Annotated in this window: 14 protein-coding genes; 9 read left to right on the forward strand and 5 right to left on the reverse strand. The window is 49.3% G+C overall.

Features of this window, described 5'->3' with window-relative positions; genetic code table 11:
- The first annotated feature begins 24 nt into the window (after window positions 1–24).
- On the forward strand, window positions 25–1,464 hold the full coding sequence (gene proS, locus FGS84_RS23955; RefSeq protein ID WP_138310833.1) for a proline--tRNA ligase: 1,440 nt from the start codon (window positions 25–27) through the stop codon (window positions 1,462–1,464).
- 64 nt (window positions 1,465–1,528) lie between these two features.
- On the opposite strand, the gene FGS84_RS23965 is transcribed toward proS, so the two are convergent.
- The 4 genes from FGS84_RS23965 to FGS84_RS23980 form a co-directional block, all read right to left on the reverse strand.
- A complete protein-coding gene (locus FGS84_RS23965) occupies window positions 1,529–2,851 on the reverse strand; it encodes an APC family permease (RefSeq protein WP_138310835.1) in 1,323 nt (440 codons plus the stop codon).
- The gene (locus FGS84_RS23970) at window positions 2,848–4,041 is read right to left on the reverse strand and encodes a M20 family metallopeptidase (protein ID WP_138310836.1); all 1,194 of its coding nucleotides are present in this window, start codon (window positions 4,039–4,041) and stop codon (window positions 2,848–2,850) included. The genes FGS84_RS23965 and FGS84_RS23970 overlap by 4 nt, the downstream gene beginning before the upstream one ends.
- Before the next feature lie 165 nt (window positions 4,042–4,206).
- Complete coding sequence (locus FGS84_RS23975) at window positions 4,207–4,815, reverse strand: response regulator (protein WP_138310837.1); 609 nt, start codon at window positions 4,813–4,815, stop codon at window positions 4,207–4,209.
- A complete protein-coding gene (locus FGS84_RS23980) occupies window positions 4,787–6,238 on the reverse strand; it encodes a HAMP domain-containing sensor histidine kinase (protein WP_138310838.1) in 1,452 nt (483 codons plus the stop codon). The genes FGS84_RS23975 and FGS84_RS23980 overlap by 29 nt, the downstream gene beginning before the upstream one ends.
- Window positions 6,239–6,492: 254 nt before the next feature.
- Between FGS84_RS23980 and FGS84_RS23985 the strand changes: the two genes are divergently transcribed.
- The 4 genes from FGS84_RS23985 to FGS84_RS31030 all read left to right on the forward strand — a co-directional run bounded on the left by FGS84_RS23985 (window position 6,493) and on the right by FGS84_RS31030 (window position 9,433).
- The gene (locus FGS84_RS23985) at window positions 6,493–7,782 is read left to right on the forward strand and encodes a CCA tRNA nucleotidyltransferase (protein ID WP_138310839.1); all 1,290 of its coding nucleotides are present in this window, start codon (window positions 6,493–6,495) and stop codon (window positions 7,780–7,782) included.
- 331 nt (window positions 7,783–8,113) lie between these two features.
- Window positions 8,114–8,482: a RidA family protein gene (locus FGS84_RS23990; RefSeq protein WP_002566105.1), complete on the forward strand. Its 369-nt coding sequence runs from the start codon at window positions 8,114–8,116 to the stop codon at window positions 8,480–8,482.
- A 104-nt stretch (window positions 8,483–8,586) separates the two neighbouring features.
- Window positions 8,587–9,303: an ElyC/SanA/YdcF family protein gene (locus tag FGS84_RS23995; RefSeq protein ID WP_138310840.1), complete on the forward strand. Its 717-nt coding sequence runs from the start codon at window positions 8,587–8,589 to the stop codon at window positions 9,301–9,303.
- Window positions 9,257–9,433, forward strand: coding sequence for a hypothetical protein (locus FGS84_RS31030; RefSeq protein WP_171042706.1), 177 nt, complete (start codon window positions 9,257–9,259; stop codon window positions 9,431–9,433). The genes FGS84_RS23995 and FGS84_RS31030 overlap by 47 nt, the downstream gene beginning before the upstream one ends.
- Here the strand turns inward: FGS84_RS31030 and FGS84_RS24000 are convergent.
- Window positions 9,423–10,052, reverse strand: coding sequence for a flavin reductase (locus FGS84_RS24000; protein WP_138310841.1), 630 nt, complete (start codon window positions 10,050–10,052; stop codon window positions 9,423–9,425). The two genes, FGS84_RS31030 and FGS84_RS24000, sit on opposite strands and share 11 nt — an antisense overlap.
- 290 nt (window positions 10,053–10,342) lie before the next feature.
- On the opposite strand from FGS84_RS24000, the gene FGS84_RS24005 reads away from it, so the two are divergent.
- The 4 genes from FGS84_RS24005 (at window position 10,343) to FGS84_RS24020 (ending at window position 13,767) form a co-directional block, all read left to right on the forward strand.
- On the forward strand, window positions 10,343–11,098 hold the full coding sequence (locus FGS84_RS24005; protein WP_138310842.1) for a hypothetical protein: 756 nt from the start codon (window positions 10,343–10,345) through the stop codon (window positions 11,096–11,098).
- 136 nt (window positions 11,099–11,234) lie between these two features.
- Entirely contained in the window at window positions 11,235–11,564 is a 330-nt protein-coding gene (locus FGS84_RS24010) for a hypothetical protein (RefSeq protein WP_138310843.1), read from the forward strand.
- A gap of 159 nt (window positions 11,565–11,723) precedes the next feature.
- Window positions 11,724–12,440: a gamma-glutamyl-gamma-aminobutyrate hydrolase family protein gene (locus FGS84_RS24015; RefSeq protein ID WP_138310844.1), complete on the forward strand. Its 717-nt coding sequence runs from the start codon at window positions 11,724–11,726 to the stop codon at window positions 12,438–12,440.
- Window positions 12,433–13,767 carry an MATE family efflux transporter gene (locus tag FGS84_RS24020; RefSeq protein ID WP_138310845.1) on the forward strand — a complete coding sequence of 445 codons (1,335 nt, stop codon included), beginning with the start codon at window positions 12,433–12,435 and terminating at the stop codon, window positions 13,765–13,767. The genes FGS84_RS24015 and FGS84_RS24020 overlap by 8 nt, the downstream gene beginning before the upstream one ends.
- Window positions 13,768–13,804: the final 37 nt, after the last annotated feature.

Genomic DNA, 13,804 nt, shown 5'->3' on the forward strand with positions numbered 1-13,804 from the left:
TAAATAACGAAAAGGAGAAGAATCATGGCAGACAACAAGAAAATGGTAGAGGCCATCACATCCATGGATGAGGATTTCGCCCAGTGGTATACGGATGTGGTAAAGAAGGCGGAGCTGTGCGATTATGCCAGCGTCAAGGGATGCATGGTGATTAAGCCGGCCGGCTACGCAATCTGGGAGAACATCCAGAAGGAGATGGACAGAAGGTTTAAGGAGACAGGGGTGCAGAATGTCTACATGCCTATCTTCATACCCGAGAGCCTGTTGGAGAAGGAAAAGGACCATGTGGAGGGATTTGCCCCTGAGGTGGCGTGGGTAACCCATGGAGGACTGGAGGAACTGCAGGAGCGCATGTGCGTCCGGCCTACTTCTGAGACACTGTTCTGCGATTTTTATGCAAAGGACATCCACTCCTACCGCGACCTTCCCAGGGTCTATAACCAGTGGTGTTCGGTTGTGCGCTGGGAGAAGACCACGCGTCCCTTCCTCCGCTCCAGGGAATTCCTGTGGCAGGAAGGTCATACAGCCCATGCATCAGCTGAGGAAGCTGAGGCCAGGACAATCCAGATGCTGAACCTGTACGCTGACTTCTGCGAGGAAGTGCTGGCCATTCCTGTTATCAAGGGCCAGAAGACGGATAAGGAAAAGTTTGCCGGAGCAGAGGCAACCTACACCATCGAATCCCTGATGCACGACGGAAAGGCCCTGCAGTCAGGTACCAGCCATAACTTCGGAGACGGGTTTGCAAAGGCATTTGACATCCAGTTTACGGACAAGGACAATACATTAAAGTATGTACACCAGACTTCCTGGGGCGTGAGCACCCGTATCATCGGCGCCATCATCATGGTGCACGGCGATGACAACGGCCTGGTGCTTCCTCCGAGAATCGCTCCGGTCCAGATTATGGTTGTTCCGGTGCAGCAGCAGAAGGAGGGCGTGCTGGATAAGGCATACCAGCTGAAGGAGCGTCTTACCAAGGCAGGATTTGCCGTAAAGGTGGATGATACGGACAAGAGTCCGGGCTGGAAGTTTGCTGACTGTGAGATGCGCGGCGTACCCCTCCGCGTGGAGATAGGACCAAAGGATATAGAGAAGAACCAGGCCGTGCTGGTGCGCAGGGATAACCATGAGAAGAGCTTTGTATCCCTGGATGAGCTGGAGTCAAGAGCAGGCGAAATGCTGGATACCATCCATGACTCCATGCTGGAGAAGGCAAGAAAGCACAGGGATGCCCACACCTATACAGCAGCCGGATGGGATGAATTTGTGGATACCGTCAACAATAAGCCCGGCTTTGTAAAAGCCATGTGGTGCGGCTGCCTGGAGTGCGAGGAAAAAATCAAGGAAGTGGCCGGCGCCACATCCAGATGCATCCCCTTTGAGCAGGAGAAGCTGTCCGATACATGTGTCTGCTGCGGGAAACCGGCGAAGAAAATGGTTTATTGGGGCAAGGCGTACTAGGGTTGTATATAAAAATATATATGGAAATGGCAGATGCAGGATTAGACCTGTATCTGCCATTTATTTACTGGGAAAAGCTGCAGCTTGCTGTATTTGCTTCCTCGTTGGCTGCGTTGGCCTTCTTGCGGTTCTTCATGTAAAAATAAAGCGGAGCCACTACAACCATTGCGCCAAGTCCGGCCACAAGCTTTGGTAATTCCGTGTTAATCAAAAGCCAGATGCTGGCAATGACTGCCACGGCAGGAATCACGTTTCCAAAAGGAACCCTGAAATTTGCTTTCATCTCTGGATGGTTTTTCCGCAGAAAGATGACGGCCAGGCATGTGGGGATGTACTGGCTGAACCGGCTGACCACGCTAATCATTGCCAGTTCGGTAAAGCTGCCGCTCAGGGACAGGAGAATGGCCAGCACTCCGGTTACAACCACTGAAACATAGGGTACGTTATGACGGTTCCGCTTTGTAATGGATTCCGGTAAAAGCCCGTCCTCGGCAAGGGCCTGGGCACATCTTGGGGTATTAAAGGAAGAACCGATGTTAATTCCGGCAATGGAAACAAGGGTACCGACGGTTACTAAAAGAGCGCCTTTATTTCCAAGGATAATTCCCATTGCATCCGCTACCGGGGTAGAGGTGCCGGATAGATTTTCTCCCAGCGTTCCAATACAGATAAACTGTATAAGGAAATAAACAATTGAAACAACGGACATGGATAAAATCAATGCTTTCGGCACATTTTTGGCAGGATTCTCCATGTCCCCCGCTGCAAGACCTGTATTTTCAAATCCTGTAAAAGCATAGAACACAGTGATAATGGTTGCGGAGACCCCTGCGGAGCCAAGGCCGGCCGGGAACAGCGGCGTAAAATTAGAGCCTTTGATGAAGAAAATACCCACTGTGACGCAGAGAACAAGGGGAACCAGTTTGGCTACTGTGGATATATTGTTCAGGTAGGCCATGATATTAATTCCGAACAGATTGATGATACTCAGGACTGCAATGATGCTGACAGCGGTCATCTTCTGGACAGCGGGATTTGCAAACAATGGGAACACTGCTGAAAGCGCAGTGGAAAATCCAACGGCCATGGTTGCCCATGCAATGATGCTTACAATCCATTTCATAATCCCCACTTCATAACCGGCAAAGGAGCCAAAGGTTTTCTGGGCATACAGATAAGGGCCGCCGGAACGCTCGAACATGCTTCCGCATTCAGCAAAACACAGTGCTATGGACATCACCAGGACAAGAACAAAAGCATAGGCAAGGAGACTCCCGGCTCCCATTGTTTTATAGGCATTTCCCGGCAGCAGGAAGATGCCGCTTCCGATTACCATATTGATTCCGTAGAGGATGACTGTCCCCAGACTCCATTTTTTTTCTTTCATGATTTATTTCCTCCTTCGCATAAACGGTCTAAAACGTATTGGGTGAGTACGGCTACGCCGGCGGCTATACATGTTTCATCAAAAATGTTTGAGGCGTTATGAAGGCCCAGACGGCTCCCGGGGTTATCATTGGCAGTACCCAGGAAAAACTGTGCGCCTTTGCTGTATTCCAAAAAGACTGAGAAATCGTCGGAGCCAGGGCTTGGAAATTCAAATTCCACTACCTTGTCTTCACCGAGCACTGTGTGGGCCGCATGGATGATATCGTCCACCACCTCCCCGTCATTGTACAGCGGCGGCAGGCTTCCCATTATTTCCACTTCTCCTTCCGCCCGCATGCCCTCGCAGACAGAATGGGTAATACGGCGTATGGCCTCGATATTTTGTTCCCTGCATTCCGGATAAAAGGTCCGAAGTGTTCCCAGTATGGTTACCTGGTCCGGTATGGCGTTGGAAGCCTGTCCGCCGTGAATGCTGCCAAATGTCAGGACAGTGGGTTTTACGGCCTGATTTTCCCTGGTTATGATTGCCTGGAGCTGTGTCAGCAGGAATGCCGCTGTCATTATCGGGTCCACGCAGCGGTAGGGATGGGCGCCGTGACCGCCCTTTCCGCGGATTGTTATTTTCAGATGTTCCACGCCAGCCTCCATGGGGCCCTTTCTCAGGCAGATGCTTCCGGCCGGTGTGTCGGGATGGGTATGGAGCCCTACCACAATATCATTTGGGGGTGTCAGGTCCATCAGTCCTGCCTTTATCATGGCTTGTGCGCCGTCGCATGGTTCTTCTGCGGGCTGGAATACGATTCTGACATTGCCGGCAAGGCTGTCTTTTCTTTCCTGCAAAAGTTTGGCGCAGTACAGCGCTATGATTGCGTGGATGTCATGACCGCAGGCATGGCTGATTCCATCCATTTCCGAGGCAAAGGAAAGACCGGTAGCTTCCTGGATAGGCAGCGCATCTATATCGTGGCGGATACAGATTGTTTTGCCGGGCCGCTCACCACGGATAATTGCGGAAACGCCGGTGGGCATTTGGAGCGGTTCCAGTTCAATGCCGGAATTCAGCAGCTCTTTCTTTAAGAACTCTGTTGTGTGAAATTCCTGATAGCTGAGTTCCGGATTCTGATGAAGCAGACGTCTCTGTGCAATCATGGTTTCTTCCAGCTTTTTAATTTCGTCGATTAGTTCCATTTTATCCTCCTTAAAACGCTCTTTGTTACAACTTGAACTCTTTAGCAAAAGTATACTGTTATCGTCAGGTCAAGTCTATTTTTTCTCATTTTTCTTACAAAAAAGCAGGGGTTGCCAGTAAATGTCCTTTCGGACCACTGACAACCCCTGCTCAAATCCGCCGGATTACCGTTTCAGAAAATACACCAGCTTTGGCCTGCCCATTCTGCCGTAGCTGTTCTGCACATCCACCTGTCCCTCCTTTTGCATGTACTGGAGATAGCGGTACAAGGTTTTCTTTTTGATACCCGTGATTTCCTCAAGCTCTTCAATCTCTTTGTATTCTTTTAATTCCCTCATTGCATCTTCCAGTTTTTTCAGCGTTACTGACCCAATTCCCTTTTCCGTATTATCGTAGTACTGGCTTTTCTCAGCATAGCTTAAATGGACTTTGATTCTGGCAATCAGGTCAACGGCCTTAATGGGTTTCAGGGCGTAGTCGTCAGCCCCTGCCTCCATGAATCTTTCCGCCACGAATTCCCGTTCTTCAATGGTCAGGACAATAATGGGAAGATGGGGAAGTAGTTTCCTTATGGTTTTTACCGCCGTGATGCCGTCCATATCCGGCATATGGTAATCCACAATGACAAGATCGATGGCGGATGTCCGGAGGAATTTTTGGGCCTGCACGGAATTTTCGGCAAGCAGAGGACGCCATTTCTGAAACTTGCAAATCTGTTCCATGGTATAGAGAATATCTTTGTTATCATCCCATATCAGTATTGTTTTCGCCATGCAAAGCAGCCTCCTTCATCCATATTTCAAAGTTGGTGTACTGTCCTTCTCCGCTCTGAATCTTTATGTCCCCTCCATGATTTTCAATTACCTGTTTTACAAAATCAAGACCAATTCCGGTGGAACCGGCTGCCGAATATCCCTTTTGCCAGATTTTCTCCTGGATTGCTTCCGGTATTCCGTTTCCATTATCCCAAATACGGATAATGACGGTCCCCTGTAATTCCCTGACCGAAATATCAATCAGGCCGTCCGGTTTTTCCTCGACAGCCCGGTATGCATTCTGGATGATGTTAATCACTGCCCGGGAAAAACGGATTCGGTTAACCTGAAGCAGGGCGCTTTTGGCATGGTTCCGGTATTTGATAATATTTCCCGGTATGCCGGCCTGAGCCTGGGCCAGTATGGTGCGGAACAGCTCGTCTGTCTGGCATAGCTCCCTGTGTTCTTCATAGAGAATATCTGAAATCATCCCGCTCATCCCTTCGGCGGATGCACTGATTCTTCCCAGATATTCCCGTATCTGATGGTCGGATTCCATCATTTCCGAGAGACTAATCAGGCCCTGCATGGCGGTGAGCGGAGATTTTAAATCATGCACCAGGCTCTGGACCTCGCTGGCGCTTCTGAGTTTCAGTGCGTCAATCTGGGCCTGATACAGCTGTTCCGTCATCTGTTTGTTCTGTTCCGTCATTGTTTTTAAACGGTGCTCTTTATAAAGAAGCCGTATTTGGATAAGCAGTGCAAACAAAAAGGAACAGCCCAGGGCGGCGGCATAAAAGCTGAGCGTCCATCCGTCTCCGTGTCTAACAGCGGTTTCTTTTATCAGGGACGACAGATTTCCGCGTCCAAAGCCGTATTTGCTGATAACAGGAATTTCATCCAGCCATTGGAAACAGAGCTGCATGGATATCAGCACAAAGATTTTATTGGAGAGAGGGATGGAAAATAAATTTAGGTACGTAAGCGCGAACACAGACAGAATCATGATGTGCGCTGTCAGTCCGAAATCGAACCGGATTCCGTGGATGAAGTAAATGCCCCTGTAAACAAGAAACAGCACCAGGTAGGTAAGCAGAAAATTAAAAATTAAGAACCGTTTCCCGCGGTATATCATGCGGATGGATTCACTCATCAGAAAAGCCCCCATATATTGGGGAATCGCCCTGATGCAATTCATCAGCACCATCTGCGCTGCGGATATCATGAGATAATATGTATTTCCTGTTTTCACATAAACATCCAATGCGCTTTCGATTGAGAAGCTTGTGGTTTTCAGGATTCCCGGCAGCGCAATGCCAAGGGCAGCCAGACACAGGCCCTGGAGCAGTTTGGTTTTGTCATATTCTGTTTGCAGGCTTATGTTAACGGTCTTGCAGTTCATCCGCAGTTCCTCCGCTGGTTCGTACCGCATCCATTTCATAGAATGTTGTCTGATGATACGTTAATACAATTATAGCATTTCGGGAATGGAAAACAAGCCGTTTTCCCTGTACAAAACAATCACGCGGCATAGGCAGCGGCCCGTAATTATAGTTTTGAAACAGTATAAGGAGAAATGGACCGTTTAGGGGTATGCAGTTAAAATATCTCTGGAAAAAGGCCGGAAGAACTGATAAAATAAGACCGTGGCAATGTAAATCATAAAATATTTAAAGTATGAGGAAGCAGACAGACATGGAAATCAGAATTCCTGCTCCGGCAGAGGAGATTATAAATAGACTGTACGAACATGGATACGAGGCGTATGTGGTGGGCGGATGCGTCAGGGATATGCTTTTGGGCAGGGAGCCGGGGGACTGGGATATCACCACCAGCGCCCTGCCCCGGCAGGTAAAGGAGGTATTCCGGCGCACCGTGGATACCGGCATACAGCACGGAACCGTGACCGTGATGATGGGAAAGGAAGGGTATGAGGTAACGACTTACCGCGTTGACGGGGAGTACTCTGACGGACGCCATCCTGACAGTGTGGAGTTTACGCCGGATTTGGCGGAGGATTTAAAGCGCCGGGATTTTACCATCAATGCCATGGCCTATAACAGCCGCAGGGGATTTGTGGATGAATTCGGCGGTGCGGATGACCTGGAAAAGGGCGTTATCCGGTGCGTAGGTGAACCGATGGACCGCTTTACGGAGGATGCCCTGAGAATACTGCGGGCCATCCGTTTTTCTGCCCAGCTGGGTTTTTCCATAGAAGAACACACCTTTGAAGCTATCAAGGTAATTGCGCCTAATATGGTCCATGTGAGCAAGGAACGGATACAGGTGGAGCTGACCAAGCTTTTATTGAGTTCCCATCCGGATTATATCTCGCTGGTGTATGAGACTGGAATCAGTCCCTTTGTGTCAGAGGGATTTCACAGGGCCGGTGTCATGGAATCAGGGGATTGGGCGGTGCCGCCTGTTCCGTCCGGGGTTCCGGCGGTAAAGCATATGCGGTGGGCAGCCTTTCTGAGGGAGTGCAGCGCTTCCCAGGCAGCGGGTATATTGAAGGATTTAAAGCTGGACAATGATACCATCTGCAAGGTGAGAACTTTGGTGGAGTGGCAGGGGAAGAGGGTAGGCTATAAGGAGGTTATGGAAGATGAAGGGGGAGAATCAGGAAAAAAATCATCCGGGGACGCGCCTGTAAAACCATCCAAGGCATTAATCCGCTGGGCCATGAGCCAGATGGAGCCGGAGCTGTTTGATGATTTGCTCACTCTTAAAATATGCCTTTCTGAGGCAGAATCCAATGACAGGGAAGTGGAATGGCTGCGCCAGGTCCGGGAATTGACAGAGGAAATCCGAAGGGACGGGGACTGCATCAGCCTTAAGACCCTGGCTGTGTCCGGCCATGACATCATGGAGGCAGGGGTGAAGCCGGGCAGGGAGGTGGGCAGTACGCTGTCACGGTTTTTGGATATGGTACTGGAGGAACCGAAGAGGAATACGAAGGAGTATCTTCTTTCCCTTTTAGAGTGAGCAGGCGGAGAGATACGTATCAGGGAAGGAGCGCCTGCTCCTTCCCCTTCTTGTATTCCCGCATCATTTCGCATACAGCCATCAGCAGGATGGCATCCTGGTGACGTCCATGGCGCCGTATATTTATATTACCTTTCATTGCTGCGGGAAATGTATAAAAAGAATAGCACGGTAAAAAATACAAAGAAGAATCCAGGCCCATCTTGCAACATCTTCAATTATCCGATATAATAAACTTTGGGGTTCGCGCATGTCGCGTGAGAATGAAAATCAATATAATGGGGAATACATATTGTACGGGCATTTCCCCTAAAAACAAGGAGGATTTAAAATGAACGTAATCAGCACAGAAAAAGCACCAGGCGCAATCGGACCATACTCCCAGGGATTTGAGGTTAATGGAGTAATCTACACGTCCGGTCAGATACCGGTAAATCCGGCAGACGGCAGCGTTGCAGAGGACATTGCAGGACAGGCTGAGCAGAGCTGCAAGAACGTAGGCGCCATCCTGGAAGCAGCAGGCAGCGGCTTTGACAAGGTATTTAAGACCACCTGCTTCCTGGCAGACATGGGCGATTTTGCTACATTTAACGAAGTATATGCCAAGTATTTCACTTCCAAACCAGCCAGAAGCTGTGTGGCAGTTAAGACCCTTCCAAAGGGCGTTCTGTGTGAAATCGAGGCAATTGCTGTTAAATAAGGATTGACCTGACATACGCAATAAAAGCCGCAAATCTCTGCATTTTGCCGGGAAGAGCGGCTTTTTTGACCCCGTCGGCGCTCCGTAAGAGAAGGAAGAGTGGAATGGATAAAAAAGCGATTCTGAAAAAAGCGGTTAAGGTACTTCTGGTATTGGGACTGGCAGGTTGTCTGGTCCTGTTCCTCGTTAACCTGTATATCATCAGGAAGGAAAAGCCGAATATCATCAGTGCAGATGATGCGGCAGCCCTTGGTGATGTGGACTGCATCATGGTGCTGGGCTGCAGCGTAAGGCCTGACGGCACGCCGTCAGGCATGCTCCGGGACAGGCTGGATAAGGGAATCCAGCTGTACGGGGATGGTGTATCAGACCGCCTTCTCATGAGCGGAGACCATGGGCGCAAGAATTATGACGAGGTAAACCGGATGAAGCAGTACGCCATTGACGAGGGCGTTCCTTCAGGGGACATCTTTATGGACCACGCAGGTTTTTCCACCTATGAGAGCATGTACCGGGCCAGGGATATTTTCCAGGTCAAGAAAATCATCATAGTCACGCAGCGCTATCACATGTACCGCGCTCTTTATGTGGCGCAGGCCATGGGTATGGAGGCATACGGCGTGGAATCAGAGCCAAGGCAGTATGGCGGTCAGAAGATGCGGGATTTGCGGGAGCTGCTGGCCAGGCCCAAGGATTTGCTCTACACGATAGTGATGCCCAAGCCCACCTATCTGGGCGACGCCATACCGGTCAGCGGGGACGGTAATGTTACCAATGATAAGGAAGAAAACCGGGATAAGAATAGGTCTGGCCAGGAGTAGGAAATATCCTGCCAGAAGCCAGATACATCCAGAGGACATGAAAATGCCCCTGAAAACAGCTTATGGGTATGAATCAGCTGTTTTCAGGGGTATTTTATATAAAAAGGAAAATAAGGAGGCTAAAGTTTGACAAAATAGCTGGCATCCTTGCCGCAGACCGGACAGATGAAGTCAGGGGGCAATGTCTCGGATTCCAGAATGTATCCGCATACGGTACAGCGCCATCCGGTCACCTTATCGGTGTCTGCCTGATAGGAAGGTGCCTTTGGCGGAGTGGTTCCGTTTTTCTTCAGATGGTAATTGGAATAGGTGAGGGCTGGTGTCTGGGAATCCAGGACTTCTGCTTCCACTACCTCGCCCACTATAAGCATATGGGTTCCCACGTCCATGGAGGATACAACGCGGCAGGTGAACCGTGCACAGACTCCCTCAGTGGGATATGGGCTATACAGACTGTCCCGTCCCTGTGCAATACCGTCAAATTTCTTTACATCCTTGCCGCACTGGAAACCAAAGCGTTTAATCAGGTCCATCTCCACATCGTCTGAAAGCACGACCGCGGAAAAAGTGCCGGATGTCTCAATCAGCCGGAAGGTATAGTTTTCCTTGTTGAGAGCAATGGATACCCTGGCGGGAGATGAGGTGACCTGGGTCAGTGTGTTGATGACGCAGCCGCTTTCCTTGCCGTCTGCGCTGGTGGAAATGATGTAAACGCCGTAACTTAATTTGAAAAATGCTTTTGAATCCATAAAATGTACCCCTCCTGTGTTTCATTTGCCTTTTCGGCTATAGTTTGATTTTACCACGTATAATTGATAATATGTAAGATATTTGTATTGTACCATAGAAATTCCATAAAATCAATAATAATTACTATTATTATAAAAAATATTGTACACAGATAGTTTCTTATTTGGAGCCTATCTGCTACAATCATAGAAAAGCAGTATGAGAAGTATCTAATACAGTATGATAAATCTAGTCAGCAGTATGAGGAATATGGATAACAGCATGTATGAAAGGCAGGCGGTGAATCGGTATGCTTACACGGGATAAGATTGTCATTATGAATTTTACAGGAGCCTATGAAAAACAGTCATTTTACAGGGGATTGAACGCTGTGTGGCTGGAGCTTAAAGATTTAAAGGGCACCAATTGTTACTGTGACCAGGAGGCGGAAGCAGCCATCAGGGAGAGAATCCGCTTTATGGAGCCCTCCGGAATCCATTTCCTGGACTCCGGGAATTACCATTATGTGAGTAAAATCTGGCTGGATAAGATAGAAGGGGAATTTGAACTGCTGGTATTTGACCACCATACGGACATGCAGATGCCTATGTTTGGAGATATCCTGTCATGCGGCGGGTGGATTCAGTCAGCTCTGGATACGAATCCGGGATTGAAAACGGTCTATCTGGCAGGACCGCCATGTATGGAGGAGGAAACTGACGGGGAACGGGTCATTGGAATCAGGGAAGAGGAATTGAAGATACCGGGGTGCATCAGCAGTCATCTGAAGAACTCCGGACTCCCCCTGTATATATCACTGGATAAGGACATCCTGGGCCAATCCTGGGCTGTCACAAATTGGGACCAGGGAGAGGTCCGGCTGGGGGATGTGCTGGCATGCATAAAAGAGGCTGCGTCCTGCCGCAGTATAATAGGGGTGGATGTATGCGGGGAAGACCCGGAGAACTTGGAACATGAGGGAAGCAGGGCTATTGGCATTAATCAGAATACGAACAGAGATATTGTTTGTAAATTATTGGAAGTCTGTGATATACTGTCTCTATGATAAGGGCGGCAGGACCGGATGATGCCGAACCAACATGGTAATGAAACAGTGTGACGATGAAACAGTGCGGCAATGAAACAGTGCGGTAATGAAACCGCGCGTCATAGGGTATAACAGCAATCAAGGAGGAACGTCGATGAGGAAGATTTTCAGGCAGTATATGTTACAGGCCATAATCTGTATGATTATCATGTGTGTATTGTTTTTCTGGCTTCGCGGCATACCTCTGATGGGACTGCCGGATGCGGATGAAATATCCAGTGTGGAAATTCTGGACAGAGATGCGGGGCAGGAGCCCCGTTTGTTTCAGACCCGGGACAAAATAGATTTGGCTTCAAAGATACCTGGTTTTCTGAACTATGAACTGGGAACCCCGGACAAAGGGGAAGCGGTAATTACGGTTACATATCATAAAAAGGATGGCAGTACTGTGGAAATCTCGGCCAATGAGTCTACTGTGTACTGACACGGGAGGGCATATAAGATTAAGGGGGAAAATGGCCGGACATTCATCAATGTAACAAGGGGAATATTTTTTCCGGATATATAGGATGAGATGAGGACAGCTATGAAGACGCAGTCATAAAGAGATGAGGTAAGTACACATGAAACGAGGTAAATACACATGAAGCCAGTGATAGGAATCATACCATTATATGACGAGGATAAGGACAGCATATGGATGGTGCCGGGATATATGGAAGGAATCCGCCGGGCGGGGGGAATCCCCATGATACTGCCGCTTGTATGTGGCGAGGCGGATTTACGCCAGATAAACAGTATGTGCAGCGGGTATCTGTTTACAGGTGGACATGACGTGGACCCATCCCTATACGGGGAGGAAAAGACCGCTCTGTGCGGACCTGCCTGTATGGAACGGGACAGGCTGGAACAAACCGTGTTTTGCATGGCATGGGAGGACCGCAAGGCGGTGCTTGGAATCTGCCGGGGCCTGCAGCTGATAAATGTTCTTATGGGAGGCACCCTGTTTCAGGACCTGCAGTCCCAATTTCAGGGTACCTGCAGCGTCGGGCACCACATGGAACCGCCCTACAGCCGGGCCTGCCATCAGGTGGAACTGACGGCTGACGGACCGCTATGTAAGCTCTTGGGAAAGAGTACCATGGGAGTGAACAGTTACCACCACCAGGGAATCAGGAAACTGGCTCCCGGGCTTAAGGCCATGGCTGTGGCAGAGGACGGACTGGTGGAAGGAGTATATGCGCCTGACAGGGAATACATACAGGCTGTACAGTGGCATCCTGAGTTCATGCCGCCGGAGGACGCAGATGCAGGAAAAATATTCCAATCATTCATAGAGGGATGTAAGAGACATGCATAGGGATTTGACTACAGGTTCCATCACGGGAACCATGCTGCGGTTCGCACTTCCCATGATAGCGGGGAACCTTCTGCAGCAGTTTTATAATATTGCAGATACACTGATTGTGGGCCGGTATCTGGGAGTGCAGGCATTGGCAGCAGTTGGCGCTGCCTATGCGCTGATGTCATTCCTTACTTCCATTCTCCTGGGTCTGTGTATGGGAAGCGGAGCTGTATTCTCCCTGCGCTTTGGAGAGAAGAACGAGAGGATGCTTAAATCCAGTATGTTTGTATCGTTCGTGCTTGTGGCGGCAGTGGCCCTGATACTGAATACAGCTGTATTCCTGTTCATAGACCCAATCATGCGCCTGTTATGTGTACCTGCGGAAATCTATGGGCTCATGAGAGAATATCTGTGGGTTATTTTCTTTGGTATCAGCGCTGTATTCTTGTACAATTATTTTGCGTGTCTTCTTAGGGCGGTGGGAAATTCCTTCATACCGCTGGTATTTCTTGGCATATCAGCCCTCCTGAATGTGGGACTGGATTTGGTGTTTGTTCTGGTCTTTCAATGGGGTGTGGCCGGCGCTGGTGCGGCGACTGTTATTTCCCAGTTTGTGTCAGGCATTGGAATCTGCCTGTATACATTTTTAAAAATGCCGGAATTCAGGATAAACAGAAGCCATATGAAAATGGACCGGAAGGTGCTGGCGGAAATATCCGGTTTCTCATTTCTGACCTGCGTCCAGCAGTCAGTGATGAATTTTGGTATATTGATGGTCCAGGGATTGGTCAACAGCTTTGGCGCGGCAGTCATGGCGGCGTTTGCCGCAGCGGTGAAAATAGACTCCTTTGCTTATATGCCGGTACAGGACTTTGGAAATGCATTTTCCACTTTCATAGCCCAGAACTATGGAGCTGGCAGGCATGACCGGGTGGAAAAGGGAATTAAAAGCGCTGTCGCTGCTTCCGCCTTGTTTTGTCTGGTGATATCATTCATTGTGTGTGTGTTTGCAAGGGAGCTTATGCTTATTTTTGTACAGCCACAGGAAACCGAAATATTGGCAGTGGGGGTGCAGTATCTTCGGATTGAGGGGACATTTTACTGCGGTATCGGCTGTCTGTTCCTGCTGTATGGCCTGTACCGTGCTGTGAGAAGGCCGGAGATGTCCGTGGTTCTGACGGTTATATCGCTGGGAACCAGGGTAGTCCTTGCCTACGTCCTGTCTGCGGTTCCTTCTATCGGTGTTGCAGGTATATGGGCGTCAGTGCCCATTGGGTGGTTTCTGGCGGATTGTACCGGGTTTGTGTATTATTGGATGAAGCGGAAGGTGATATTGAGCTAAGGGGAAGCTAAAGCCAAACAGGGACCAAACGTGAGCC

Source organism: Clostridium sp. 1001271st1 H5, assembly GCF_005845215.1.
In the GTDB taxonomy this organism is placed as follows: Bacteria; Bacillota; Clostridia; order Lachnospirales; family Lachnospiraceae; genus Enterocloster.